This is a genomic window from Cryobacterium frigoriphilum, assembly GCF_004403305.1.
In the GTDB taxonomy this organism is placed as follows: Bacteria; Actinomycetota; Actinomycetes; order Actinomycetales; family Microbacteriaceae; genus Cryobacterium; species Cryobacterium frigoriphilum.
Genome location: NZ_SOHE01000018.1, coordinates 130,726 through 156,812, shown reverse-complemented (window position 1 = coordinate 156,812; position 26,087 = coordinate 130,726). Strand labels below are relative to the sequence as shown.

Here is a 26,087-nt window from a genome sequence, read left to right as displayed (position 1 = left end):
GACAGCATTTTGTTCTCGAGTGCATGAAGTAGAACTGCACGACTATGCAGAAATGTGCGTTTGTCTTTCAGTCTGAAACCCCGCAGGCTCGGGGAAACGAATGGCCCGCATAAGCCGGACCACGGCACCGACTCACAATGGCGTAAGGACGATCATGGCAAGCATTCCGGCAACCTGGATGCGCGGGGGAACCAGCAAATGCTGGGTCTTCGAACGGGCAGACCTGCAGGTCGCGGGCAAGTCCCTCGACGAGGTTCTGCTTCGTCTCTTCGGCAGTCCCGACGAACGGCAGGTGGACGGTATCGGCGGTGGCACGTCCACGACGAGCAAGGCCGTCATTCTCGCCGTCTCGGCAAACCCCGACGTCGACGTCGATTACACCTTCGCTCAGGTGGGCATCGCCGAGAATACGGTTGACTGGGGCAGTAATTGCGGCAACTGTTCCGCAGTGGTCGGACCCTACGCGATCGAACGTGGCTGGGTGAGCGCCCAGAACGGCACCACCGCGGTGCGCACCCTGAACACCAATACCAATCAGCTGATCCTGCAGCGGGTGCCGACGCCCAATGGCGCGATCGAGCGCACCGGCTCGCAGATGATTCCAGGGGTGCCCTTTCCGAGCATGCCGGTCGGACTCGGCTTCCTCAACCCGGCCGGCAAGACCACCGGGCGGCTGTTCCCCACCGGCCATCCCGTCGACGAGCTGACCTTCGACGGCAGCCCGGTGCGCGTCACCCTGATCGATGCCGGTGCCCCGGTCGTGATCATTGACGCCGCCACGATAGGGCTCGACGGGCTCAACAATCCGGCGGCCATCGACTCCGACTCCGTTCTGCTGGCCGGGCTCGAGCGGTTGCGCCGGGAGGCCGCCGTGCGCATGGGCCTCGCCGCCACGACGGATGCCGCGGCGCGAGCCATTCCGAAGGTCGCCCTGGTCGCCCGCACGCAGGCCGGAGACGATGCCGACTTCGCCGTCAGCATGCTGTCCATGGGACGGCTGCATCCAGCGCTCGCAATCACCGGCAGCGTCGCCCTCACCATGGCCGCTCACGAAGCAGGCACCATCGTGCGGGAACTCAGCCGCGAACTCGTCGGTGCCCGTGCCGGTGGCGGTTCGACCGGGCGGGCCTCGCAGTCACGGCCTGACGCCCAACTCACCATGCGCACCCCGGCCGGGCTCGTCGAGACGTTCTACGAGGATGTCGATGGCATCCCCGTCGTGGGAGCCGTGCGCAGCGCGCGTCGCCTGGCCAACGCCGAACTGCTACTGCCAGAAGTCTGGTGACGAGGCCGCTCCGAGTCGCCCAGACTGGTCAGAGCGCCGCTGATCTGGCCTATATCACCTGAGTCTTTAGTCATTCACGTCACAGTTCCAATAACAAAGTTCACGTAACAAAGGGGTTGCACATGGAAGTACACATCGAAGATCTTCGCCTGGCCTACAACGGGGTCCCGGCGATTCGGGACCTCAGCCTCACCATCGGTGACGGCGAGTCGATCGTTCTGCTCGGGCAGTCCGGCTGTGGCAAGACGAGCACCATGCGGTGCGTGGCCGGACTCGAAGAACCCACGGGAGGCAGCATCCGCATTGGCGAGCGCACCGTGTTCGATGCCGTCGCGAACGTCAACGTTCCCTCCCACAAGCGCAATGTGGGAATGGTCTTCCAGTCCTACGCGGTCTGGCCGCATAAGACCGTGCTCGAGAACGTCATCTTTCCGCTGCGGATGAAAAAGGTCGGCCGCCGCCAGGCCCGCGCCGACGGCCTCAAGACCCTCGAACTCGTCGGTCTCGGCCACCTCGCCGACCGGGGGGCGAGCCTGCTCAGCGGTGGCCAGATGCAGCGTGGAGCACTCGCCCGCAGTATGGCCATGAAGCCGAGCGTGCTCATGCTCGACGAACCGCTGTCCAACCTCGACGCCCGGTTGCGCGACGACCTGCGCGTGGAACTCCGGCGCATCCAGGTCGAACAGGGCCTCACGAGCCTCTATGTGACGCACGACCAGCAGGAGGCACTCGCCCTGGCCGATCGCATCGCGATCATGCGCGACGGGATCATCGCCCAGCTCGGTACCCCGCAGCAGATCTACTCCACCCCGGCTTCGGCCGCCATCGCCTCCTTCCTCGGGGTCACGAACGTCTTCCCCGTGACGTCCACTCACTCCGCCAACCGGGTCACGCTCATTGAGCACCCGCTCGAGCTTGCGGTTGATGAACCGATCGAGTATCCCGAGTCAAGTGCCTGCATCCGCCCCGACGACATTGATGTGCGTCCCCGGGAGACGCGCATCGGCGAGCGCAACCGGTTCGCCGGCGAGGTGACCGTCGCCGTATTCCAGGGGGCCAGCATCCGCTACCAGGTCAAGCTCACCAACGGGCCCGTGATCGACGCGATCTGCCCGCAGAACGCCCACGGAGTACTGGCAGTTGGCAGCTCAGTGGACGTGAGCATCGATCCGTCCAGCATCATGGTTCTGCCGAACGAAGTCCCCGAGGTCCGCGTCAGCGAACGGGTCGCCGCATGAGCGTCACCCTCGACCGCCCGCCCGTGAACAACGCCCCGCCGCCCGCGCCGAAGCCCGCGCCAAACCCCACGGTGACACCGCGCCGACGGATGCGAATCGGTCGCGTCGTCGTGAGCGGCCCCTTGCTCCTCCTGGTCGGTTTTCTCGTGCTCGTCCCCGTGGGATTCGTCGTACTCGCGGCGTTCAGCACCTCGGTGCCCCGGCCGGGGAACATCGACTTCGCCCTGACACTGGAGAATTTCCGCACCCTCGCGGATCCAAGCGTGATGAAAGCCACCGGTAACTCGCTGCTCATCGCGTCGCTCGCGACCCTCCTCGCGCTGATCATCGGCGGCTTTCTCGCTTTCATCACGGCGAGGTCTAACGTTCCCTTCCGGGCGTTCATTTATGCCATCGGGCTGATGCCGTTGTTCCTGCCCTCCTATGTGGGCGCCCTCGCGTGGGCGATCCTCGGCAGCCCCTCGGCGGGCTTGCTAAACGTGGCCCTGCGCGACCTGGGACTGGATGCCGTCGTTGACGTGTACTCGTTCGGCGGCGTGGTCACGGTGATGGCGATCTTCTATGCGCCGTACGCCTTCCTGATGATCCACAGCGCCATGTCGATGATGAACCCCGATCTCGAAGACGCGGCCGGCGTGCACGGTGGCTCGATGGCCCAGACCCTCAAGAACGTCACCTTCCCGCTCGCCTTGCCCGCGATCCTCGGCTCGGGGCTGCTCATCTTCATCCTCGTGCTCGAGAATTTTCCGGTGGCGCAGGTGCTGGCCACCCCCGCCGGCATCGACACGCTGCCGACGTACATCTACCGGGTCATGATGGCGACGCCGGCCCGCGGTAACGATGCGGCCACCGTCGCTATCGTGCTCGTCGGGTTCGTGCTGTTGCTCACGTCGCTGCAGCGCCGCTACCTCGCCAAACGCTCCTACACGACCGTGACCGGCAAAGGGATGAAGGCCCGCCGGGTCGACCTGGGTCGGGCGAAGTGGCCTGCCGTTGTGTTCGCCGGTGGGTACTTTCTGATCGCTGTGGTGCTGCCGCTGCTTGCGCTCCTGCTGACCGCGGGCCGCGTCTCACCGTACATGTCCTCGTTCCGCGACCTGGCGGCGCCCGGCGCGCTCGACTTCTCGGTTTTCGGCGAGATCCTCTCCTCCGCGGCGTTCTTCGGCGTGGCTGGAAACAGCATCTTTGTCTCCGTGCTGGCGGCAGCCCTCGGTACCGCGCTGGCCTTTGCCGTCGCGTACGTCATCAACCGCACGCGGGCCCGCGGCCGGGCGCTGCTCGAGGGAATCTCCATGGTTCCGCTCGCGGTGCCGCACATCGTGCTTGGCATCGGGCTGCTCTGGACCTGGCTGATCATGCCGATCCCGTTGTACGGCACCATCTGGGTGCTGGTGGTCGCGTTCCTCGTCGTGCAGATGCCGCAGGGGCTGCGCAGCGTCAGCGCGTCGATCCAGGCCACCCATCGCGACCTGGAGGACAGCGCCGTGATGCTCGGTGCCCGCCGGGCCAAGGCGATCACGTTCGTGACCCTGCCGCTGATGAAGGTGACCCTCGCGTCATCGTTCCTGTTGCTGCTCATGCTTAGCATGCGAGAACTGACCGTGCCGTTGTTCCTCTATACGACCGACACCAAAATTCTCTCGATCGAAATCTTCGACCTCTTCGAGAACGGCGGAGCTGCCCAGGAGGCCGCCGCCATGAGCGTTGTCTACTGCGTGATCATGTTCATCGTCTCCTACCTGCCGCAGCGTTTCGGTAACCAGAAGCACTGAACATGACCGCGAGCATGACCACCCCACTGGCTCCCGGCATCGCTGGGACGGAAAGAAGGATCCCCATGAAAAAATCGCGTATCGCGTACTCAGCACTGGCGCTGGCTACCGTACTCGGACTCACGGCCTGCGGGGCCGGCCCCAACGGAGCCGACCCCGCTGCCGACCCCACCCGCGACGTGTCCGACGGCCTCACGATCAACGGCGAACTCATCGCCGATGCCGCCCTCATGGCGGCCGCGGCCGGCGGCACCGTTGTGATGTACACCGGGGCCAGCCCTGAGTCGGAGCAGGCGGTGCTTGACCAGTTCACGGCCGAAACCGGCATCGGTGGAGAAATGACCAGGATGGCTCCGAACAAGCTGTCCGAGCGGGTCATCAGTGAAAACGCGGTAGACAAGCTCAGCGCCGAGATCATTCGCACCGCCGACAAGATGATGGCCGCAGAATTCGTCGAGCAGGGCGTGTTCGTACCCTATGAAACCCCTTTCCAGCAGAATCTCGCATCCGTTGAGGGGATCGTGCAGGAGGGTAACGGCTACATCACCCACGCCTATGGCACCTATGGCATCGCCTACAACACTCAACTCGTTGACCAGGCGGACGCCCCGGGCTCGTGGGCAGAGCTGGCCGACGGCACCTGGAAGGACAAGTTCGGGCTCGTCTACGCTGGTTCCGGCGGGGGCAACACTAGCCTCGCAGCCTTCCAGATCCGCAACTTTGGCGAGGAGTACCTGGCCGACCTCGACGCACTTGAACCGCGCATTTTCGACTCAATGTCGACCCAGCTCGATGCCCTTGCTCGCGGTGAGATCGAGGTCACCCAGGTTTCGTTCCAGGGAGCCTTCGCGTCGAAGCTTGCGGGCGCACCGATCGAGGTCGTCGTGCCCGACGAGGGGCTGAACGGAGTCGCCTATGGTATGGGCATCACCCCTGCCGGGCTCGACAATCCCGCGGCGCAGGTCTTCTACAACTGGACCATGTCTCAGGCCGGGCAGACCCTGCTCGCGGAACAGTCCTACGCTCCGGCACGCACCGACCTCGGCATCGAAAGCGCAGGCGCCGACGAAATGCAGGTGTATGAGGGCACCGACTCGACCGATTTGGGTCTTGCCGCCGTCGATACCTGGAAGCGCATCTTCAGCTACGCCGGTTAGGCGAGAAATCGGCCGGGCGGGGCTTGGTCGAGGGCGCCGGACTCCGAATCGGGTCCGGCGTCTTTCGTGCGCTGCGCTGCCGTGGGGGCGTGTGTGCGGGCGCCCCGAGCGGCGGGCCGTGGCGTGTGACGCCCCGATTCGCGACCCGGCCGGGCAGTCGCCCTGCCGGATACGCTGGGCGCATGAGCGAAACACCTGGCACGGTAGGCACAGCCCCTGTCCATCCCGGCCCGGCGCATCCCGGCCAGGCGCAAGCCCCGCTCCCGGCCCGCTCCGAGGCCCTGCTGCACGCGCTGCGCACGACCGTCGTCATCGCTGACGGCGCGATGGGCACCATGCTGCAGGAGCACAACCCCACCCTCGACGACTACCAGCAGCTCGAGGGCTGCAACGAGATCTTGAACGTGAGCCGCCCCGACATCATCGCGGCCATCCACGATGTCTACCTCGAGACCGGCATCGACGCCATCGAGACGAACACCTTCGGCGCCAACTGGTCGAACCTCTCCGACTACGGCATCGAAGACCGCATCGAGGAACTCGCCCGGATCGGCGCCGAGATCGCCCGCAGCAGCGCCGAGAAGTTCGAAGCGAGCGACGGCCGGGTGCGCTGGGTGCTTGGCTCGATGGGCCCCGGCACCAAGCTGCCGAGCCTCGGCCACACCACCTATGCGCACCTCAAGGCCACCTTCGCCGAGCAGGCCCTGGGCCTGATTCGAGGCGGCGCCGACGCGTTCCTCATCGAGACCTCGCAGGACCTGCTGCAGACCAAGAGCGCGGTGAACGGATGCAAGCAGGCCGCGGCCGAGAGCGGCATCCGCTTGCCAATTTTCGTCGAAGTGACGGTCGAGACCACCGGAACCATGCTGATGGGAAGTGAGATCGGTGCCGCGCTCACGGCGCTCGAGCCGCTCGGAATCGACGCGATCGGCCTCAACTGCGCGACCGGGCCGACCGAGATGAGCGAGCACCTGCGGCACCTCTCCAAGTTCTCGCGCGTTCCCGTGATCTGTATGCCCAACGCCGGACTGCCGCAGCTGACGAAGACCGGGGCGAGCTACCCGCTCACCCCGGAGCAGCTGGCGACCGCGCACGAACAGTTCGTCAAGGAATTCGGTCTCGGCCTCGTCGGCGGATGCTGCGGCACGACCCCCGCACACCTGACCGCCGTGGTCGAACGGCTGCGGGGAACACCCGTGAAGGCGCGCCTGCTCGAAGCGGACCCGGGCGTCGCGAGCCTGTACCAGCACGTCAGCTTCGACCAGGACAGCGCATTTCTCGCGATCGGGGAGCGCACCAACGCGAACGGGTCACGCGCCTTTCGCGACGCGATGCTCGCCGAGAACTGGGACGAGTGCGTCGATATCGCCCGCAGCCAGGTGCGCGACGGCGCCCACCTGCTCGACGTCTGCATCGACTACGTCGGCCGCGACGGTGTCGCCGACATGAAACAGGTCGTCTCCCGGCTCGCGAGCGCGTCGACGCTTCCGCTCGTCGTCGACTCGACCGAACCGGCCGTGCTGCAGGCCGGCATGGAACTGATCGGCGGCCGCCCGGTCGTCAACTCGGTCAACTTCGAAGACGGCGAGAGCGCCACCTCCCGGTTCGGCCGCATCATGCCGCTCGTCAAGGAGCACGGAGCCGCCGTGATCGCCCTCACCATCGACGAAGAGGGCCAGGCCCGCACCGCCGAGCACAAGGTGCGCATCGCCACGCGGCTGGTCGACACGCTCGTCAACGTGTGGGGCATGCGCGTCGAGGACATCATCGTCGACGCCCTCACCTTTCCGATCGCGACCGGCCAGGAGGAGACCCGCCGCGACGGCATCGAGACCATTGAAGCGATCCGCCAGATCAAGGCCCGGTTTCCCGGCATCCACACCACGTTGGGCGTCTCGAACGTGTCGTTCGGCCTCAACCCGGCCGCCCGTTCGGTGCTCAACTCGGTCTTTCTGCACGAGGCGACCGAGGCGGGCCTCGACTCCGCCATCGTCAACTCGGCCAAGATCGTGCCGCTCGCCTCGGTGCCCGACGACCGCCGCAAGGTGGCCCTCGACCTGGTCTGGGACCGCCGCGAATACGACGCCGACGGCGCCCTCACCTACGATCCGCTCGTCGCACTGCTCGACCTGTTCGCCGGCGTCGACTCCGCTGCCTTGAAAGACGAGCGTGCCGCCGAACTGGCCGCCCTGCCGGTGGGGGAGCGACTGGAACGCCGCATCATCGACGGCGAGGCCAAGGGCCTCGAGGCCGACCTCGACCTGGCCCGGGCCGGTGGGCTCGCCGCCCTCGACATCGTCAACGTGCACCTGCTCACGGGCATGCAGGTCGTCGGCGCCCGCTTCGGCAGCGGCGAGATGCAGCTGCCGTTCGTACTGCAGTCCGCCGAGGTCATGAAGGCCGCCGTCGCCCTGCTCGAACCGTACATGGAGAAATCCGAGGCGGCCGGCAAAGGCACGATCGTGCTCGGCACCGTGCGCGGCGACGTGCACGACATCGGCAAGAACCTCGTCGACATCATCCTCACCAACAACGGCTACGACGTGATCAACATCGGCATCAAGCAGCCGATCGCGGAGTTCATCCGGGTCGCCGAAGAGAACAATGCCGACGTCATCGGCATGAGCGGCCTGCTCGTGAAATCGACGGTCGTCATGAAGGAGAACCTGCTCGAGCTCGAGGCTCGCGGGCTCGCCGCGAAGTGGCCGATTCTGCTCGGCGGCGCCGCCCTCACCCGTTCCTACGTCGAAGACGACCTCGACAGCGTCTTCGGCGGCCAGGTGCGCTACGCCCGCGACGCCTTCGAGGGCCTCGCGCTGATGGAACCGCTCGTCGCGATCGCCCGCGGCGCCGACCCCTTGGCGGTCGGCCTGCCGGCGCTCAAGAAGCGCATCCACAAGAAAAGCCTGCTGACTCTCACCGAACCGGACGAGATGCCGACCCGCTCCGAGGTCGCCCGCGACAATCCGATTCCGGTGCCGCCGTTCTGGGGCACCCGCATCGTCAAGGGCGTCGCCCTCGCCGAGTTCTCGGCCTTCCTCGACGAGCGTGCGACGTTCATGGGGCAGTGGGGCCTGAAGCCCAGCCGCGCCGAAGACGGCGCGAGCTACCAGGAGCTCGTCGACACCGTCGGCCGGCCCCGGCTGCGCTACTGGCTCGACCGCATCCTCGGGGAGGGAATGCTCGACGCATCCGTCGCCTACGGCTACTTTCCGACTGTCGCGGAGGGCAACGACCTCGTTGTGCTGCATCACGGCGACGACCCCACCGGCCTGGTCGGCCCGGCCGGCCTGCTCGCGCCCGACGGCGGCTCGGGCGGCCCGGTCGGCAGTGACCGGCTGCGGTTCAACTTTCCCCGGCAGCGCCGCGACAAGCACCTGTGCCTGGCCGACTTTGCTCGGCCGAGGGAGAGCGGGCAGACGGATGTCGTGGCCCTCCAACTCGTGACGGCCGGCTCCCACGTCGACTCGGTCACGGCGAAGCTCTTCGCCGACAACTCGTACCGCGACTACATGGAGCTCAACGGGCTCACCATGCAACTCACCGAGGCCCTCGCCGAGTACTGGCACTCCCGCATCCGCGCCGAGTTCGGCGTCGGCGCCGAAGACCCGACCGACGTCGCCGGCATGTTCAAGCTCGAATACCGCGGCGCGCGCTTCTCGCTCGGCTACCCGGCGTGCCCCGAGATGGAGGACCGCCGCAAGGTCGTCGAGCTGCTGAAGCCCGAGCGCATGGGCGTCGAGCTGTCGGAGGAGCTGCAGCTGCACCCGGAGCAGTCGACGGATGCCTTCGTGTTCCATCACCCGGAGGCCAAGTACTTCTCGGTGTAGCTACTTCTCGGTGTAACTACTTCTCGGTCTAGCTTCTGGACCCTGTGTTTCGGCCGGGGCTGACTGGGCCTCTCGCGCAACCTAGGTGCCGAGGGTAGGTTAGGCGCCTTGCTGGTCGACAGGGGGGTGTTCGGCGATGCAGAAGAGGTTGCCTTCCGGATCGGCGAGGGTCGTCCACTGCACGTGCGGGTATTCGTCCAGGACATCCCATCTGTAAACGGCACCGAGCCCGATGAGACGTTCGACCTCCACCTGCCGTGACCCCCACGGGACCGTCAGGTCCAGGTGAGAGGCCTGATGTTCGGGGCGGGGAGCGGTCACGGGGTGAAAAAACATCGCGAATCCCCCCGGGCCGACGGGTGGCAGGTAGACGCTGTTGCCACCGGGCGAGGGCATGGCGCCGGTGATGTCCGCCCAAAATCCGGCTAGCATCGACGGGTCCTGGGCCTCGAGGTTGATCGCACCGAGGGTGATCTGATGAGTCGTCATCTGAGCCAGAATATCAAGGCCTACTGGTTGGCCTCCCCCCATCCCGGGTGGTGAGCGTGCGGCTAGCGGGCGCCGGTCTGCTAGCTCAACTCGGTCACGAACCCGATTTTGTTGGCCTATAGGTCCTTGGAGCGCGACGGGCTTATCGTCACCCGCACTGCTGCGGGCACCCGAGTCGCCCCCGGCGCGTCCCGAACACCACAGGCGGTCGTCGAGCAGGCCCGAGCACTCGCGGAGGCTGCGGTGAGCGCGCACGTCTCCGTCGCCGACGCTATCGCGATCCTCCGTGCCGTCTGGCGAGCAGACGGCACCGTGTGATTCGGCCGTGGTCGCCCGTCTGCTCGCGCAGTCAGAACGGTGGGGGAGTGTCTGTGTCGATGGCCGGTGTCTGGATTGGGGTGGCGGGGTCGGTGTAGTAGACGTGGCCGGTCGGGGCGGTCCAGGCGAGGACGCCGTCTTTTACCTGGACGAGTTGCCATCCGGTCTGGTGTTTGAGTAGGTGGTGCATTTTGCAGAGGTGTGAGAGGTTGTCGTGGGTCATTTGCCCGCCGAATTGGCGGTCGAGGGTGTGATCGATTTCGGACAGCCGGGCGGGTCGGCCGCAGCCCATGAACCGGCAGGTGCCGTCGCGGATCTGCAGAAACCGTTTCAGGTCTGCCGGCACCTGCTCGGGGTTCTGGCCCACCGAGAGCACCGCTCCGGTTTCGGGGTGGGTGAGGATGCGGAGCCAACTTGTCGCGGTACCGGCCAGTCGGCGGGCCGTCTCAGCGTCGATCGGGCCGTAGCCGTCGAGCATGGCGGGCTCGTCATCGTGACCCATCAGGGTGAAGACCGGGACGGTCACGTGCACCGTCGCGACGATGCCGGTGCCGAGGCCCTCGGCGGTCACGCCGCGCAGCAGCAGCTCGCTGGCCACGTCCGAGCGCAGCTGGGTCAGCGTGCGCGTCTCGTCGGAGCCCTGCATGCTGATGGCGAGGTCGGTGATGCGCGCGTACGCGGCGCCGGCCCAGTCGGCGGACTGGTAGAACTCCAGCATCGCCATGCCGTCGTGCCGTGGCCGGAATCGTGCAGATCGGTCGCTCAGGCAGATCTCCCGGCGCTTCTCAATCGACCACGGATGCTTGCGCTCGCGCACCTGGCGTGCCACCGCCCGAAACCGTACCGGCGTGGTGCGGGCTGCTCGGGGCAGGACCGCCGCCTCGAAGTCTTCGAGGGCTTCGTCGGGTAGCGCCCGAATTTCTTCGACCACGGTGCGGGCGTGCTTGTAACTGATGGTGCCGTCGCCGAGGGCGGCGAAGGTCTGCGGCAGCCGGTTGACCAGCATCGAACTTTCCAGCAGGATCCGGCCGGCGCTGACCTCGGGGATGCGCAGTGCACAGGCCACTTCGGCTCGCAGGCTGCGCATGGCCACTTCGTAGCCATCCCATTGCGCGCCGGTGATCGGGATGCCCGGCAGCACCGCCCGCTCGGTGAATTCCTGCGCGGCAGCGATCGCCACGGCCCGGTCGTGATGCGCGGCCGCCAGGCGCCGCTCGGTGTCTATGATCGCGTCGATGTGGGCGGCGCGCTCGGTGGCGAAGCGATCGGGCGGCACCGGGATAGCATCCGGATCTGCGGGCTCGTCATGCTCGATGTCGGCCCACCGCTGCAGGTCGTAGTCGGCCAGAACCTGCACGTCGACCCAGTCGTCCGTGCCAGCCCGCTCATCCGAGCCAGCCCAGCCATCCATAGCAGTCCAGTCAGCCGCGGCAGCGCCGCGGCCGCCCGGGTCATCAGGCGGGGGACTTTCCTCACTCTCAATAATCTTCATGAGCATTAGTCAACACCGAGCCACCGACACTCCAGCCCCGATCAGACCCCGAATCGGGCCTAAATCAGTGATAACCAAAAAAACTTTCCAGTATTCTTCGTTGATTCCTCATCAGCAGCATCCGATCTGCCACTCACTCTCCGGGTAGCAGCAATCGGGGATCGTGCGCGCCTACTCGACCGCGTCCGGTGGACCTCGCTAGCACCGTCTCCGCCGGGAACGCCGCAACATCGCGGTGTTCTACTTTCGATCTACAATCGCCGGGTCGGTGAGATGCCCGGTCGGATAGCTGCCGGGGTCGTACATGAACTCGCGGAGTTCTTGTGGGCACCGGCACGCCGCCGCGATCTTGCGCGCCCACTCGACCGCCTCCTCGCGGGTCGATAACTCCAGGATGGTGAACCCGCCCGTGAGTTCGCTGTCCGGATAGGTCTGCGCGCTCACCGACCCGTCGGCGGTGACCAGCACGGGGCCCAGCTTCTCGTCGATGCCGCCGCCGTAGACATAGACACCGGCGGCTTTCGCTTCTTCGATCACCGCGCGAGATTCGGCGGCGACGATCGGGAACTCCTCGTCGGTGAGCACGAGGGCCTCGCTGGGGAAGGAGATTAGGTAGGCAGTCATGCCTCGATAATGCTCCGCAAGGCGCAGGGCGGCAATCCGGAGCACAAATTACTGCTGCTTAGGCAGGCCGCGACGGTACACATAGCGCAGTCAGATCAGAGGCTCGTCATGGGTCTGTCGCACGCACCAACCGGCCCCGCCGTGAGCGCTGCAGAAGTCGAGCGCCGCATCCGCTTCGCTGATGCCGCGCTCGGAGCGGCCGGTCATCAGGTCTCGGATCCCGCGGTGCTCACGATTCACCGTCGGCTCGCCGCGGAGGAGATATCCGGTGATGACCCCCGTGCACTGGTCGTGTTCTTCGCGCAGCTGGTGGACAACGCCGGCGACCGTGCGGCGGGACCCGGAAGCGTGACTGCGGTTGATAACTCAGCGCGGTGTCAGCGCGGTATCAGCGTGGCGACAGCTTCGCGCGGCGCAGGGCGGCGAGCACGGCGGGGCCGACCAGAACGAGCCCGACAGCAGTTGTGACGGCTCGCACGGTGTCCCACGTCAGCGTGGACGTGACGAGGGAGTACAGGGCGAAGGACGCCAGGTTCTGGCCGGGGGCGGCATCCGCTGAGTACGAGATATCGGTGCCGCCACCGACCGCGAACGGCCAGAACCAGAGGTTCATGACCAGGCCGAACAGGTAGGACGCGGCGATGCCGTAGCCGACCAGCAGGGCGATTTCGAGGCGCGGGCGGCGGGCAAGGCCGGGGCGCATGCGCGGCAGCAGGCCCGCGCCGGCTCCGACCCAGGCGCAGGCGAACATTTGGAACGGCGTCCACGGGCCGAAGCCGCCCCAGAGCAGCGACGAGACCGCGATGGTCAGCAGGCCGAGCAGAAATCCGAACCGGGCTCCGTACGCCCGGCCGGCCAGAATGAGCAGCACGAAGACCGCCTCGACGCCGCCGACACCGGTGCCGGCGATGCGCACTGCCGCGCCGATAGCACTCAACACGCCGAGCAGGGCGACGGTCTTGGCGGTGTACATCTCGCGGTCGAGGGTGAGCGCGAGCGCGACGATAAGCGCCGGTACAAGAGCGAAGGCGACGAACGGCACTGCGGCTTGGGCGTCGGCGGGGACCGCAGAGACCGCGAACGGCCAAGCGAAGGCGGCCGCGGCGAGCAGGCTGCCGGCGCCGAGCACCGCGGTCGTCCAGCGCTTCCTGGCCGCGGTTCGCGGGCGGATCGATGCCAGGGCGGCCGGGGCAGCCGGGGCAGTCAGTGCGACACCAGCACGGGCACGATCCGGGCTGCTTCCATTCTTATCGTCGTCGTGGCGACCCGTGCGGCAAAATCGTGGTCGTGGGTGGCGACGATGACGGCTCCCGTGCTGTCGGCGGCGCGCGTGAGGGCCGCTCCGACGAGGGTGCGCGCCTGCGGATCGAGTCCCCGGGTCGGCTCGTCCACGAGTAGCAGCGCCGGCGCGACCGCGAGCTGGATCGCGATCACCAGGCAGAGCCGTTCGCCGGCGGAGAGATCCCGCGGGTGCCGGTCGAGCAGGGCGGCGAGCGTGGGCCCGGCCTCACGGCCGAGCAGCCGGGCGAAGACCTGAATGGTGGGCGTCGTCACCCGCCGGGTGCGGTCGGCGCGCCGACACTCCTCGCGGACCGTCGTCGAAAACAGCAGGTCGTCGACGTTTTCGGGCACGAGGGCGACGAGGTGGCGACGGGTGCGGCGCGTCAGGGACTGCACGTCCTGACCAGCGATGAGCACCGTTCCGGGGCCGCTCGGCAGCGCCATTGCCTGCAGCAGGCTGCTCTTGCCGGCGCCGTTCGGGCCGCGCAGCGCCACTATCTCTCCCGAACGAATGCCGAGCGAGACATCATCGACGACGGTCTGAGCGCCGAGCTGAACGCTCAGGCCCCGGATGTCCACGAGCGGCTGCCCGAGTCCGGCCGCGGTCTCGATCGCCGTGCGCAGTGGGGGCTGCCGGAGCGGCACCACCGACTCGGACTCACCGCCAGAGGGGAGGGGCCGGGCGGCCGGTGTTGTGGGCCGGTCGTCAGCGGTACGGACCAGAACGCGGGAGCCCTGAATGTCGAGCCAGGCATCCGCTACCCGGGCGAACTCAGCGGTGTTGTGCTCGGCGACGACGACGCAGACGGGTGCTTCGCGGGTGCCGTGAGCGAGACCGTCGAGCACCCCGCACACCCGCTCGCGGGCGGCATCGTCGAGATCCGCGAGGGGCTCGTCGACGAGCAGCAGGGTCGGACGCCCCACGAGGGCCGCCGCGATGGCCACGAGCGTGGCTTCCCCGGCCGAGAGGGCCTCGATCGGGCGCGCCAGCAGGTACTCGATCGCCAGGCGGGCGGCAACCTCGAGCACGCGTTCGTGCACGAGGGCCGAGGCGGCCCCACGCACCGCGAGGGCGAAGCCGATCTCGTCGTGCACGGTCTCGGCGGCGAACGCGAGACGCACGTTCTGGCTGACGACGCCGACGACGGTGGCGGTGTCGCGGGGGGGAGTGAGCTGCCGGTCGACGCCGGCAACCTCAATGCGACCGCCCTGGCTGCCTTCGTGGAAGTGTTGGAAGAGTCCGCTCAGGCTGTGCAGCAGGCTGCTCTTGCCCGAGCCGGTGGGGCCCGCGATCACGGTCAGGGTACCGGGGGTGAGTTTGATGGAGAGGCCCTCGAGCCGCCACGGGCCGTCGAAGGTGAGGGAGGCATCCGTCATCGTGACCGGGTGGGCGACATCACCAGGGAAGGGGTGAATGGCGAGGGGATGCCCGGCGGCCAGGCCGCGGGTCTCCATCGAGGCCGCAAGGGCAAGGGCGCGCTCGATGGTCTGTTCGAAGACGGGCACGAGCAGCGCCGCGGCGCCGCGTTCGCCGCGCAGCTGCCGGGCGACGCGCACCCGACGCACCGAGTCGAGCAGAGCGGGAAAGGTTCCCCAGGCAATGACGAGCGAGCGAGAGATGGCCCGCAGGGGGCCGCGGCCCGCGCCGCGGGCAAAGAAGCGGCGCACGTCGATGACGGCGTTGAGCAGGCCGAAAATCAGGATCACGGCCGCGACGGGGAGCGCGCTGAGGGCCGCGTTACCGAGCCCGACGGCGGTGATCTCGCCGAGCAGGGTGACATGACTGAACGGCCCAGCGAGGCGCAACTGGGGCAGCTCGACCACTACCGGGCCGGGCCCGCCGACCCCGCCGAAGAGCACGCGATAGACCACGCGCAGCAGCACGAACCCTACGGCGAGCACGACCGCGGCCTGCAGCGGTCCCGGATGCAGCCGAAACACTAGCTGCCGGGCGTGGGAGTCTCGGTGCCGGTCGTGTAGACGAGGCCGAGCGTCTCTCCGGGCGCGGTCTGCAGCGAGCCGAGGCCCTCCTGCGCGTAGGCCCAGTCGGCGTCGGGGGTGGACTTCACCCAGAGCGCCCAGTAGGCGTAGGCCGCGGGCATCGAGGCGCAGGACTCGGTGAAGGAGGCTTCGCCAGCCACCTCGACGGTCTCGTCGGCGGCGGGGCGGTCGTTGACGCGGCACACGATCTGGTCGCCGTACTCCACTGTTCCCTCGGTGCTGATGCCGGCGGTCTGCATCACAGCGGATGCGGCGAGGGCCCCGTCTGCGTCGACGCACTCCGTGAGCGGGTCGGCCTTGAGGGTTCCGAAGTCGACGACGACGCTCACGCCGCTACAGTCTGCGGTGCTGGACTCTGCGGTGCTGGACTCTGCGGTGTTGGACTCTGCCGTGCTGGTGAGGGGGGCTGTCGAGGGTGCGGGCTGCGCACATCCGCTCAGGGCAAGCGCGGCAATCAGGGCCAGCGCGCCCGGGGCATATGTGCGCAGTGTTCTTTTCATGGATTCAGACTAGCGAGCGCGAGGAGGTGCCCGGACGACATGACGTTTTGTGCGGGCGGGCCAGCCACGGGTCAGTCGCGGATGCGCACGGCCGTCTCCCGCAGATACTGGTCGACCCGGGTGTAGGCGTCGCGGGTGAGGGCTTTCCAGAATTCGACCGCGAGGCGCGGGTCGTCGAGCTCGAGCTGGGCGATCGCCTCGGCGCTCAGCACCCGAAGCTGCACCGGACCGTCGGCCTTCTCGGTCGTTTCCTGGCGGTCGTCGCTGCCGAGTGCGAGTTCGCCGAAGGTCATGCCGGCGCTCAGGGTCGTCAGTTTCACTCGCTCGCCGCCTGGCCCGGTCACGATCGTGCTGATTCTGCCCGAGACGATGAAGAACACCCCGCCGAAGCGCTGTCCCACCCGGCGCACGATCTCGCCATCGTCGCAGGCGCGTGATTCCATGCGCCCGGCCAGCGCCTCAGCATCCGCTGGCGCGAGGGCGCTGAGCGCGGGGGAGTCGGCCGGGGGCACCGGCGTCTGCACGCGCAGGGCCGGTAAATAACGTGCAATCAGCACATTCTCTGCGTATTCCACGGCTGAGCTTCGGGTGTCGAAGGCGCGCACGTGCGGCCCCAGATCGGCGAGGGTCTCGGTGGCGGTTCCCTCGGTACCGATCAAGAGCAGCTCTCGATTAGCGGCGGCCAGGCTGTGCTTCAGGGCGGACAGCATCCGCAGGGCAACGGCGCCGACCTTATCGACACGGCGCAGGTCGAGAATGACCAGCTGCACCTCGTCGGAGAGAGCACAGACCTCGCGCAGCGTGGATTCGGTGCCCGCGAACAGCAGATCGCCGCTGAGCTCAATGACCCGCGCGCGGTGGCCGTGTTCGGCCAACATTGCGGCGGCCTCCTCGGGGTGACGGATGCCGGAGGGCAGCTCGGTGATGTCGGTGGAGGTGCGAATCGTGGAGCGCCCGCTGCGGGCGGCGCGCACGAAGTGCAGTTCAAGCTCCCGTGACAGGCGCTGGCTGGTGGCGACGCCGCGCACGCTGTTGCCGTGGGCGTCGAGGCGCGGTGAGAACACGGCCACGCCGATCTGCCCGGGCAGCACGGCGAGGGTTCCGCCGCCGACCCCGGACTTGGCCGGCATGCCCACGGAGGTCAGCCAGGCGCCGGCATCGTCGTACATCCCCGAGGTCATCATGACCGACAGCACCCGCTCGACCGGGGCCAGGTCGAGGGCCGTGACGCCGGTCACCGGGTTGGTGCCGCCGTTGGCGAGGGTCGCGGCCATGATCGCGAGGTCCCGGCAGGTGACGCGCACCGAGCAATGCCGCAGATAATTCTCGAGCACCGCGGTCGGGTCGTCTTCGATGATGTCGAAGGAACGCAGGAGGTAAGCGAGAGCGTGGTTGCGGTCGCTGTGCCGGCGTTCGGCCTCGAAGATCGGCTCGTTTACGCTCAGTTCGCGGCCGGCACAGTCGGAGAGCACCCGCACGATGCGTTTGATGGCGCTCTTGCCGCCCGAACCCTTGATCAGCGAGGTCACGGCGAGGGCTCCGGCATTGATCATGGCATTGTCCGGGCGGCCCGTTCCTGCCGCGAGGGAGATCTCGTTGAACGGGTCGCCGGAGGGTTCCACGTCGACCTTCGCGTCGACGGCGTCGAAACCGAGGTCACTCAGCGCGAGGGCGTAGCTGAAGACCTTCGAAATGGACTGCAGCGTGAACTCGGTGCGGGTATCGCCTACCTCGTAGACGTGCCCGTCGGCCGTCGCGAGGCAGATGCCGAAGCAGTCAGGATCAGCGCTGCTCGGAGCCCCGCCCGGCGTGTACACCGTGCCATTCCGGTTCTGGACTATCTCCGCGTGGAGGTCGTGCAGATAATTCTCGACGGGTGATTCCAACGGAATCAGGCCTGGGCGCTGAGGGTGTCGCCGGTGGGATCTTCGGCGGTCGCGTCGGCCAGGTGCTGCCCGCCGACCGGCATGCCGGCCCACGAAACGAGCGTCCAGCCATCCGCCTGAGAACCGGTCAGTTCGACGACACCGGTGTTGTCGAGGTTGTTCAGTCCCGCGAATTCGGGCGGCACATTCGCGGCCCGAGCCGCGGCCCAGACGCGGATCGCGGCGCCGTGGCTGAAGACCGCGGCCGTCTCGAGCTCGGCGCTGACCGCGGAGATATCGGTGTCGAACCGGGCGAAAAAGTCGTGGCCGGTGCCCGCTCCCGGCATGCGCACGTCGAGGTTGCCGGCGCCCCAGGCGAACACGGTCTGCATGTATTTCACGACGGATGCCTGATCGTTGCGCCCCTCAAGCTCGCCCGCCTCGATCTCGTGCAGGCCGCCGGCAATCTGAACGTCGAGGCCTCTGGCCACGGCGAGGGGACCCGCGGTGAGCTGGGTGCGTCGCAGCGTCGAGGCGAAGATGGCGTCGATGGGTTCGTTTTCGAGCGCTCGCGGGATGACCGCGGCCTGCTGCTCGCCGAGCGTCGTCAGGCCCGGGCCGGGATGGTTGGTGTCGAGCGAGCCGAGAACGTTGGCGGGCGTCTGGCCGTGACGGATGAGGAAGAGTCGCATGGTGTCTCCAGCTTAGGCAGTGAGCCTGGGTCATGCGTCGGGTCATGCGTCGGGTCATGCGTCGGGTCAGTCGTCGGCGGGCGGTGTGCCGAAGGTCTGTCGGGTACCGGCTCAATACCCGGTCGACTTGGCCGTTGGCCGGCAAGGGGCCACACTGGACCGTCGACTCCGCTCGTTCGGATCGACCGCTCACCTCGTGAAAGGGTCCCGACCAGTGCGCCGCACCATGTTCAAATCCAAGATTCACCGTGCCACCGTCACGCACTCCGACCTGCACTATGTAGGGTCACTGACCGTGGACCGTGATTTGCTCGATGCCGCGGACCTGCTGCCCGGCGAGCTCGTCAGCATCGTCAATGTGAACAACGGCAACCGGTTTGAGACCTACCTGATCGCCGGGGAACGCGGCAGCGGGGTGATCGGCGTCAATGGTGCCGCGGCCCGCCTGGCGCACCAGGGCGACCTCGTGATCATCATCTCGTACGCGCAGATGAGCACCAAGAAGGCGCGCGTCTTCGAGCCCTCGGTCGTGCACGTCAACGAACGCAATGCCATTGTCGCGGTCGATTCGGATGCATCCGCTGCCCACGTGGCCGGCCTGATCAGGCCGCCCTTATCCGAGCCCCAATCCGAGCCGAGATGAGGTCGCGAGTGAGCAGTTTGTGCGCTTCCCTGGCTCGGGAAGCGCCACAACTGCTCACTCGCGGGGTTGTCGCTGGCGGGCGTGAGCCGGGGGTCAGGCGGCGCGCAGGCCGTCGATGAGGGGCGTGGTCGGGCGGCCGATGAGGGCGGCCAGCTCTCCGGAGGTGCCGTCCAGCAGGCCATCGCGAATGTTGCCGTCGAGGGCGACGACGAAGCCGACGGTACCCGCGTCGAGGCCCGCGTTCTGCAGAATGCCGGCATGCTGCTCGGGGCTGACCGGAGTGAAGACGACGGGAATATCCAGCAGTGTCGTGAGGGTCTGGGCCATTTCCGTGCCGTCCCAGGCGACATCGCCCGACAGCTCGTAGATCTTGCCCTCGTGTCCGGCGCTGGTCAGAACTGCAGCCACGGCCTCGGCGTAGTCGGTTCGGGACGCGCTCGATACCCGGCCGGTACCGGCGCTCGTGAGGTAGGTGCCGGTTTCGCGGGCCACCGAGACGAGGTTCTGGTAGTTCTCGGTGTACCAGCCGTTGCGCAGGATCGTGAAGGGGATGCCGGCGGCGCGAATGAGCTCTTCGGTCGCTTTGTGCTCGGGGGCCAGGATCAGGGCCGAGGTGTCGGCGCGCGGGGCGCTCGTGTAGACGATACGTGAGACGCCGGCTGCTTTCGCGGCATTGATCGCGTTGGTGTGCTGCTGCACACGCTGGCCGACCTCACTGCCCGAGACGAGCACGAGGGTGTCGGCGCCGGTGAGGGCGGTGGCCAGGCTGACCGGGTCGCTGTAGTCGAGACGCACGGTGTGCACACCCGTCGCGGCCAGTGTCGCGAGGCGCTCGGGGTTGCGGCCGGCGCCCGTGATGTCGGTGGCAGCGATTCCGCGGCTGATCAGGTGGTCAATGATGAGAGCTCCGAGGTGTCCGGTGGCTCCGGTGACGACGATTGACATGGCATTCCCTTCGCGGGCCGCGGTCTGCGCGCCCGCCGAATGCAACCCGGGAGGTGGGAGATTCCTTCCCGGTTCCGTGCGGTTGGTCTGATCCGGGTTGGCCAGATCCCGGTTGGCCAGATGGCTGGCCTGATCCCTGGCGGTTCAGAAGCCGATCGCCATCCGCACGCCCAGGGCCAGCATGACGGCGGCGATGATGCCGTCGAGCACCCGCCAGGAGCTGGGCCGGGCAAAGAACGGCCGCAGCAGCCTGGCCCCGAACCCGAGACTCGTGAACCAGACAAAGCTCGCGGCGATCGCGCCGCCGCCCCACCACCAGCGGGCAGCCTCACCCTGCTGATTGGCGACGGATCCCAGAAAGATCAGGGTGTCGAGGTAGACGTGCGGGTTCAGCCAGGTCAGCGCCACGATCGTGAGCACGGCCGCCTTCATGGTGATGCCGCCCGTGCTCGACGCGACGAGCGCCTTCGGCCGGAACACCCGCACGAGAGCGAACAGCCCGTAGGCGAGCAGAAAGGCTGCACCCAGAAAGCGGATGACCACGAGCGCTCCCGGAGCCGTCTCGACGAGGGCACCGATTCCCACGATCCCCGCCAGAATGAGCACCGCGTCGCTGAACGCGCAGACCGCAACGGCGGCGGCAATGGTGCGGTTGGTGCCCGCGATGCCGAGGCGCAGCACAAAGGCGTTCTGGGTGCCGATCGCGATGATCAGGGCAAGGCCCGTGCCCAGACCGAGGAGCGCGGGCACGAGGGTGTCGAAAACGGTCATGAGTTTGACGTTAGAGCTACTGTGGGGAGGTGTACAGCTAATGTTTCTTGGGATACCTAAGCGAGGCTTATGATGCGGTTTCAGATGGATCACCTGCACGCCCTCGTCGCGGTGCTCGAGGAGGGCACCTTTGAGGCGGCGGCACGTCGGTTGCGGGTCACGGCATCCGCTGTCTCGCAGCGCATCAAGGCCATGGAATTCACTGCCGGACAGGTGCTCGTGCAGCGGGTCACACCGGTCACGACGACCGCCGCGGGGGATGTCGTGCTGCGCTATGCGCGGCAGATGCAGCTGCTCGAGGCCGATACCGTGCGGGCGCTCGATGACGATCTGATGCACGCCGGCCGGCGCTCTATGGCGCTCGCCGTGAACGCCGACAGTCTCGCGACCTGGTTTCTGGAGGCGCTCGCCGCGCTGCCGCCGACGGTCGGCGTGGTGTTCACGATCAGCCGGGAAGATCAGGAACACACGACGAGCCTGCTGCGGGCCGGCACCGTGATGGCGGCCGTCACGTCGACGCCCGAGCCGGTGCAGGGCTGCCGCTCCGAGAAACTCGGCATCATGCGCTACCGGGCGGTCTGCAGCCCCGCGTTTCGGGCCCGCTGGCTTGAGGGCGACGCCTCGCCCTCACGTTTGGCCGGGGTGCCGGTCGTGAACTTCGACCGCCGCGACCGCCTGCAGGATGACTTCTTTCGCCGGGTCGTTGGCCACGATCTCGACGCGCCCCGGCAATTCGTGCCGACGTCTGCCGATTTCGCCCGCGCCGTGGTGCTCGGGCTCGGCTGGGGGCTGCTGCCCGAGCAGCAGTGCCTCGCCGAGATCGCCCGCGGTGAGCTGATCGAGCTGGCGCCGCACTCGCCCATCGATGTGCCGCTGTACTGGCAGCGCTGGACGCTCGACTCCCCGCTGCTTGACGACGTGACGGATGCCGTGCGTTCCACCGCCGCGGCCCGGCTGCACGCCCTGTAGGGGGTGCGAACCGGAAATCGTGCGCTCGATGCGTGTTCCTCGGTTGTACGGTCGACGTATGCCTGCTCCCGCCACCCGCATCCCCGCGCCGCTGCTCATCGTGGGTGGAATGTTCTCCCTGCAGTTCGGGGCGGCGCTGGCACAGTCCTCGTTCGACACCGTCGGGCCGCTCGGAGCGACCCTGCTGCGGCTGCTGTTCGCGGCCGCGATACTCGTGGTGCTGTTTCGCCCGAAGGTGTGGCGCTGGGGATGGAAGGCCTGGCGGGCGGCGATTCTGCTCGGAATTGCGCTCGGTGCGATGAACCAGTTCATTTACCTGTCGATCGCGACCGTGCCGATCGGGGTGGCCATCACGATTGAGTTTCTCGGGCCGCTCGTGCTCGCGATGGTGCAGTTGCGCCGCTGGAGCGACGCGATCTGGGCGTTGCTGGCGCTCGCCGGGGTCGTGCTGCTCGGCGTTCAGGCCGTCACGGGTCTGGACCCGCTCGGTGTCGCCTATGCGGTCGCCGCCGGCATCTGCTGGGCCGGGTACATTCTGGCAAGCGCAAACCTGGGCAAGGCCCTGCCCGGTACGGGTGGGCTCGCCGTGGCGATGGTCATCGCGGCCGTCGTCGCGGTGCCGCTCGGGGCATCCGGTGCCCTGAACGTTGCGCTGCAACCCTCGCTCATCGCGTTGTTGCTGCTGGTTGCCGTGATGTCGTCGGCTATTCCGTACGCCCTGGAACTGCGCGCGCTGCGCACCCTGCCGACCCGAGTGTTCGGCATTCTGCAGAGCGTCGGGCCGGCGGCCGCGGCGATCGCCGGGTTCGTCGTGCTCGGGCAGGGACTGCAGTGGCAGGAGATCGCGGCCCTCGTCTTCGTGTCGGTCGCGAGCATCGGAATCTCCCTGAGCTCCCGGCCGCGCACCTCCCCGGCCGCGCGGATCGAGATTCCGGGCTAGACCACCCGCTCCAGCAGCTAGCCGGCTGCGGCTGGCGGGCGCGGGCCCAGCGTGATCTCGGCGACGGTTCTGACCCGCGGATGCTCGTGGTTCTGCCCATCGACGACCCCGGTCTGCCAGGTCAGCCGAACGCCGTCCGGCACGATGCGCAGGCTCGCGAGGCAGTTGTCGAACCACGGGCCGGTCACCCCCTTCCACCGAAACGGCGGCTCGGGAACCCGGGCCGAGCGGGCGAGCAGCCCGCTCAACCGCCGCGAAGCGCCGTATGACAGCACCGCCGAGAACGATCGCAGCAGCACCGGCAGGGGATTGCGGATCGGCGAACAGACGGCCTGCACGATGCGGCTGCCCGAGCCGCGCTCCACCTCTTCGACGTATGAGTAGTGCACGTCGCCCGAGAGAAACATGATGGTGTCGGGCGCGTCGCCGCGTCTGCCGTCGGCCAGTTCGGTCGCCAGCGCCGCGACCTCGTGAAAGCTGCGCTGGAACGCACCCCAGTGTTCCAGGTCGACGGCCTGTCGCATCCGCTCACCGAGAGCGGCGGCCGGGCGCCCCCAGGCGCCCTCGGAGATCGCTTCGTTCCAGGATTCCAGGCGCTGCAACCCGGTCGGCAGCAGAAACGGCAGCGACGTACCGATCAGCACGTGGCGAAAGCCGCCCTGCAGATGCTCGCTCAGCCACGCCGTCTCGGATTCGTCGAGCAGGGCACGGCGGCTTGGATCGAGCACCCGGGTGGTGCGGGAGTCGAGCACGATCAGGCGGGTGTCGGTGAAGTCGCGGCAGTAACTCCACCGATAGGTCGACGGATGCTGATCACAGCGCGCCGCGAACGCATCGAGCACCTCGCTGAGGTCGAGCTCGGACTGGTCGATTTCGTCGATTTGGTACTTTTGGTCGATCTCAGCGGTATTGTGGGCGCACACCCGCTGCCAGATCTCGTCACTCGCCCGCTCGACCGGGGAGAGATTGCCCAGGTGCTGATAGACCCAGTACGACGCCAGCCCCGCCACTATCCGGCCGTGCCACCACGAGGTGGTCTCCATCTGTCGTTTCCAGCTGAGCGAGGCGTTCCAGTCGTCGCGAATATCGTGATCGTCGAAGATCATCGCGGTCGGCACGGTGGAGAGCAGCCACCGGTTGGCCGGGTCGGTCCAGGCGAGCTCGTAGAGGTGCGCGTACTCCTCGAAATCGGCGAGTTCCTCGCCGGGCGGTTCGCTGATCTCCCGGCGGCCGCGGATGAACACCTGCATGGCCTCGCTCGTCATGTCGGCGTAGACCTGATCACCCAGAAAGAGCACGAGATCGGGGCGGGCCGCGTTCACGGCGGCCTGGCCGGTTGCGGCCAGGCGCAGGGCGTAGGCGCGCAGCGCATCGACCCCGTGGGTGCGATTGCCGAGCCTGTCGTGCGGAACGCTCGTGCGGCACGACCCGAAGGCCAGGTGCAACGGGCGGTGAGTGCGCAGGGTCGCGATGACGGATGCCGGGAAGTCCGAGTTAGCGGGCGGCCAGACCTGGGTGCCGGCGATCTCGACCGTGTAGGCAGTGACCGATCCGGGTTCGAGCCCGTCGACCTCGACGAGCGCGTAGTGATGATCGTGCACGGCGAACGTCTGCGCCCGAAAGGTCTGCGCCCGAAACGTCGAGGCACCGGTGCCGCCTGTCGCGATGCTCACTGACACCGTTGCGGCATCCCGAGTCTCGAACCAGAGGCTCGCCGAGACCTCGTCGACGTAGCGCAATAGCGGGCCCAAAATCAGGGGTGACGAGGTCATTCCCCAGTTCTACATGGCTCGGCCCCGCACGGCCAGCTTTTTTCGCGTTACGGCCGGTCTGACCGCTCGTACGTGACGAATCGGTAGCGGATGTCCGTGCGCGACAGTATCCATTCGCTCGCCTGCGCGATCCGCCACGATTCATCAATGAGCGGGGCCACCGTGTCGCCGGCGACCTGCAGATCGAGTTCGGTCACTTCGAGCCGGGTCGCGAGGGGCAGGAATCGGGCGTAGACCTCGCCGCCGCCGATGATCCACACGACAGACGTCGTCGCGAGAACGAGCGCCTCGGCGGGAGAATCGGCGACGTCCGCGCCAACGCCTGACCAGGACGCGCTGCGCGTGACGACGATATTCTGCCGCTTCGGCAGCGGGCGAAAGCGCTCCGGCAGGGAGTCCCAGGTGCGTCGGCCCATGACGACGGTGCCGCCGGCGGTCAGTTCCTTGAATCGCAGCTGGTCTTCGGGCAGGCGCCAGGGGATCGTGTTCTGGCTGCCGATGACGCCGCCGCGGGCCTGGGCCCAGATCATGGCGACCTCGGGCACGCCGGCTTGCGCGCGCTCAGACGGCAACGGGGGCCTTGATGCTCGGGTGGTGCTGGTAGTCGACGACCTCGAAGTCGGTGTACTCGTAGTCGAACAGGCTGTCCCGCGCGGCCAGTTTCAACGTGGGCGACGGATACGCCTCGCGGCTGAGCTGTTCGGCGACCTGATCGCGGTGGTTGTCGTAGATGTGGCAGTCGCCGCCGGTCCAGACGAAGTCGCCGACCTCGAGGCCCACCTGCGCGGCGACCAGATGGGTCAGCAGGGCGTAGCTCGCGATATTGAACGGCACGCCCAGAAACAGGTCGGCGCTGCGCTGGTACAGCTGGCAGGAGAGCTTGCCGTCGGCCACATAGAACTGGAACAGGGCGTGGCAGGGAGCGAGCGCCATCTCGGGAATGTCGGCGACGTTCCAGGCCGAGACGAGCATGCGTCGGGAGTCGGGGTCGGTGCGCAGGGTCTCGAGCACCTGGGCGATCTGGTCGATGTGCTCGCCCGCGGGAGTCGGCCAGGAGCGCCACTGCACGCCGTAGACCGGGCCGAGCTCGCCAGCGGCGTCGGCCCACTCGTTCCAGATCGAGACGCCGTGCTCGCGCAGCCAGCCCACATTGCTGTCGCCACGGAGAAACCACAGCAACTCGTAGGCGATCGACTTGAAGTGCACGCGCTTCGTCGTGATCAGGGGAAACCCCTGGCTGAGGTCGAAGCGCAGTTGCGCACCGAACACGCTTGTGGTGCCGGTGCCGGTGCGGTCGGCCTTGGCGGTTCCGTTCTCGAGGGTGTGCCGCAGCAGATCCTCGTAGGGCGTGGCGACGGCCGGGGTGGCGGGGGTGGCAAGTCGTGAAGTCATCGTGTTCCAGCGTAATCGTGTTCCAGCGAAAAGGCATGCGAGCGCTGACGCCCATCTCGGGGATACGCAGTTGAGACACGGACTTCGTGCCTTCCTGCCCTGGCACAGGCA

The 26,087-nt window shown here is 67.5% G+C and carries 21 protein-coding genes; 8 read left to right on the top strand and 13 right to left on the bottom strand.

Features of this window, described 5'->3' with window-relative positions; all coding sequences use genetic code 11:
- Nucleotides 1-154: 154 nt before the first annotated feature.
- The 5 genes from E3T55_RS04860 to metH all read left to right on the top strand — a co-directional run bounded on the left by E3T55_RS04860 (nt 155) and on the right by metH (nt 9,282).
- Nucleotides 155-1,285, top strand: a complete 1,131-nt coding sequence (locus E3T55_RS04860; RefSeq protein WP_134518443.1) for a PrpF domain-containing protein — start codon at nt 155-157, stop codon at nt 1,283-1,285.
- A 122-nt stretch (nt 1,286-1,407) separates the two neighbouring features.
- Nucleotides 1,408-2,523, top strand: coding sequence for an ABC transporter ATP-binding protein (locus E3T55_RS04855; protein WP_134518442.1), 1,116 nt, complete (start codon nt 1,408-1,410; stop codon nt 2,521-2,523).
- Entirely contained in the window at nt 2,520-4,295 is a 1,776-nt protein-coding gene (locus tag E3T55_RS04850; RefSeq protein WP_241992872.1) for an ABC transporter permease, read from the top strand. Before E3T55_RS04855 ends, E3T55_RS04850 begins: the two co-directional genes overlap by 4 nt.
- Nucleotides 4,296-4,360: 65 nt before the next feature.
- A complete protein-coding gene (locus tag E3T55_RS04845) occupies nt 4,361-5,452 on the top strand; it encodes an ABC transporter substrate-binding protein (protein ID WP_166791677.1) in 1,092 nt (363 codons plus the stop codon).
- A gap of 182 nt (nt 5,453-5,634) precedes the next feature.
- The gene (gene metH, locus E3T55_RS04840; protein ID WP_134518440.1) at nt 5,635-9,282 is read left to right on the top strand and encodes a methionine synthase; all 3,648 of its coding nucleotides are present in this window, start codon (nt 5,635-5,637) and stop codon (nt 9,280-9,282) included.
- Between the two features lie 99 nt (nt 9,283-9,381).
- Here metH and E3T55_RS04835 read toward each other — a convergent pair whose 3' ends face one another.
- The 8 genes from E3T55_RS04835 to E3T55_RS04795 all read right to left on the bottom strand — a co-directional run bounded on the left by E3T55_RS04835 (nt 9,382) and on the right by E3T55_RS04795 (nt 18,544).
- Entirely contained in the window at nt 9,382-9,771 is a 390-nt protein-coding gene (locus tag E3T55_RS04835; protein ID WP_134518439.1) for a VOC family protein, read from the bottom strand.
- A 349-nt stretch (nt 9,772-10,120) separates the two neighbouring features.
- Nucleotides 10,121-11,581: an HNH endonuclease signature motif containing protein gene (locus E3T55_RS04830; protein WP_166791676.1), complete on the bottom strand. Its 1,461-nt coding sequence runs from the start codon at nt 11,579-11,581 to the stop codon at nt 10,121-10,123.
- A gap of 240 nt (nt 11,582-11,821) precedes the next feature.
- Nucleotides 11,822-12,205 (bottom strand): YciI family protein, encoded by a 384-nt coding sequence (locus E3T55_RS04825; protein ID WP_134518437.1) that lies wholly within the window; start codon nt 12,203-12,205, stop codon nt 11,822-11,824.
- A 388-nt stretch (nt 12,206-12,593) separates the two neighbouring features.
- Nucleotides 12,594-13,334: an ECF transporter S component gene (locus E3T55_RS04815; RefSeq protein WP_166791675.1), complete on the bottom strand. Its 741-nt coding sequence runs from the start codon at nt 13,332-13,334 to the stop codon at nt 12,594-12,596.
- A gap of 74 nt (nt 13,335-13,408) precedes the next feature.
- On the bottom strand, nt 13,409-15,388 hold the full coding sequence (locus tag E3T55_RS04810) for an ATP-binding cassette domain-containing protein (protein ID WP_134518434.1): 1,980 nt from the start codon (nt 15,386-15,388) through the stop codon (nt 13,409-13,411).
- Between the two features lie 38 nt (nt 15,389-15,426).
- Nucleotides 15,427-15,987: a hypothetical protein gene (locus E3T55_RS04805; protein ID WP_134518433.1), complete on the bottom strand. Its 561-nt coding sequence runs from the start codon at nt 15,985-15,987 to the stop codon at nt 15,427-15,429.
- A gap of 71 nt (nt 15,988-16,058) precedes the next feature.
- Nucleotides 16,059-17,804 (bottom strand): glutaminase A, encoded by a 1,746-nt coding sequence (gene glsA / locus E3T55_RS04800; protein WP_241992871.1) that lies wholly within the window; start codon nt 17,802-17,804, stop codon nt 16,059-16,061.
- A gap of 74 nt (nt 17,805-17,878) precedes the next feature.
- Complete coding sequence (locus E3T55_RS04795; protein ID WP_134518431.1) at nt 17,879-18,544, bottom strand: histidine phosphatase family protein; 666 nt, start codon at nt 18,542-18,544, stop codon at nt 17,879-17,881.
- Nucleotides 18,545-18,758: 214 nt separating this feature from the next.
- Here E3T55_RS04795 and panD point away from each other — a divergent pair, with 214 nt between their 5' ends.
- Entirely contained in the window at nt 18,759-19,187 is a 429-nt protein-coding gene (gene panD, locus E3T55_RS04790; RefSeq protein WP_134518430.1) for an aspartate 1-decarboxylase, read from the top strand.
- Nucleotides 19,188-19,280: 93 nt separating this feature from the next.
- Here panD and E3T55_RS04785 read toward each other — a convergent pair whose 3' ends face one another.
- Together E3T55_RS04785 and E3T55_RS04780 are read right to left on the bottom strand one after the other, a co-directional pair.
- Nucleotides 19,281-20,132, bottom strand: a complete 852-nt coding sequence (locus tag E3T55_RS04785) for an SDR family oxidoreductase (RefSeq protein ID WP_134518429.1) — start codon at nt 20,130-20,132, stop codon at nt 19,281-19,283.
- A 144-nt stretch (nt 20,133-20,276) separates the two neighbouring features.
- On the bottom strand, nt 20,277-20,903 hold the full coding sequence (locus tag E3T55_RS04780) for a LysE/ArgO family amino acid transporter (RefSeq protein ID WP_134518428.1): 627 nt from the start codon (nt 20,901-20,903) through the stop codon (nt 20,277-20,279).
- Nucleotides 20,904-20,987: 84 nt separating this feature from the next.
- On the opposite strand from E3T55_RS04780, the gene E3T55_RS04775 reads away from it, so the two are divergent.
- Together E3T55_RS04775 and E3T55_RS04770 are read left to right on the top strand one after the other, a co-directional pair.
- Nucleotides 20,988-21,872 (top strand): LysR family transcriptional regulator ArgP, encoded by an 885-nt coding sequence (locus E3T55_RS04775; RefSeq protein ID WP_241992870.1) that lies wholly within the window; start codon nt 20,988-20,990, stop codon nt 21,870-21,872.
- A gap of 58 nt (nt 21,873-21,930) precedes the next feature.
- Nucleotides 21,931-22,812 carry an EamA family transporter gene (locus E3T55_RS04770; protein WP_134518427.1) on the top strand — a complete coding sequence of 294 codons (882 nt, stop codon included), beginning with the start codon at nt 21,931-21,933 and terminating at the stop codon, nt 22,810-22,812.
- 17 nt (nt 22,813-22,829) lie between these two features.
- On the opposite strand, the gene E3T55_RS04765 is transcribed toward E3T55_RS04770, so the two are convergent.
- From E3T55_RS04765 to E3T55_RS04755, 3 genes are read right to left on the bottom strand one after another with little or no spacing between them, the layout of a single operon-like run.
- Nucleotides 22,830-24,584, bottom strand: a complete 1,755-nt coding sequence (locus E3T55_RS04765; RefSeq protein WP_134518426.1) for an alkaline phosphatase D family protein — start codon at nt 24,582-24,584, stop codon at nt 22,830-22,832.
- Nucleotides 24,585-24,631: 47 nt separating this feature from the next.
- A complete protein-coding gene (locus E3T55_RS04760; protein WP_277613485.1) occupies nt 24,632-25,156 on the bottom strand; it encodes a dihydrofolate reductase in 525 nt (174 codons plus the stop codon).
- Nucleotides 25,146-25,976 carry a thymidylate synthase gene (locus E3T55_RS04755; RefSeq protein ID WP_134518425.1) on the bottom strand — a complete coding sequence of 277 codons (831 nt, stop codon included), beginning with the start codon at nt 25,974-25,976 and terminating at the stop codon, nt 25,146-25,148. Before E3T55_RS04755 ends, E3T55_RS04760 begins: the two co-directional genes overlap by 11 nt.
- Nucleotides 25,977-26,087 lie beyond the last annotated feature (111 nt).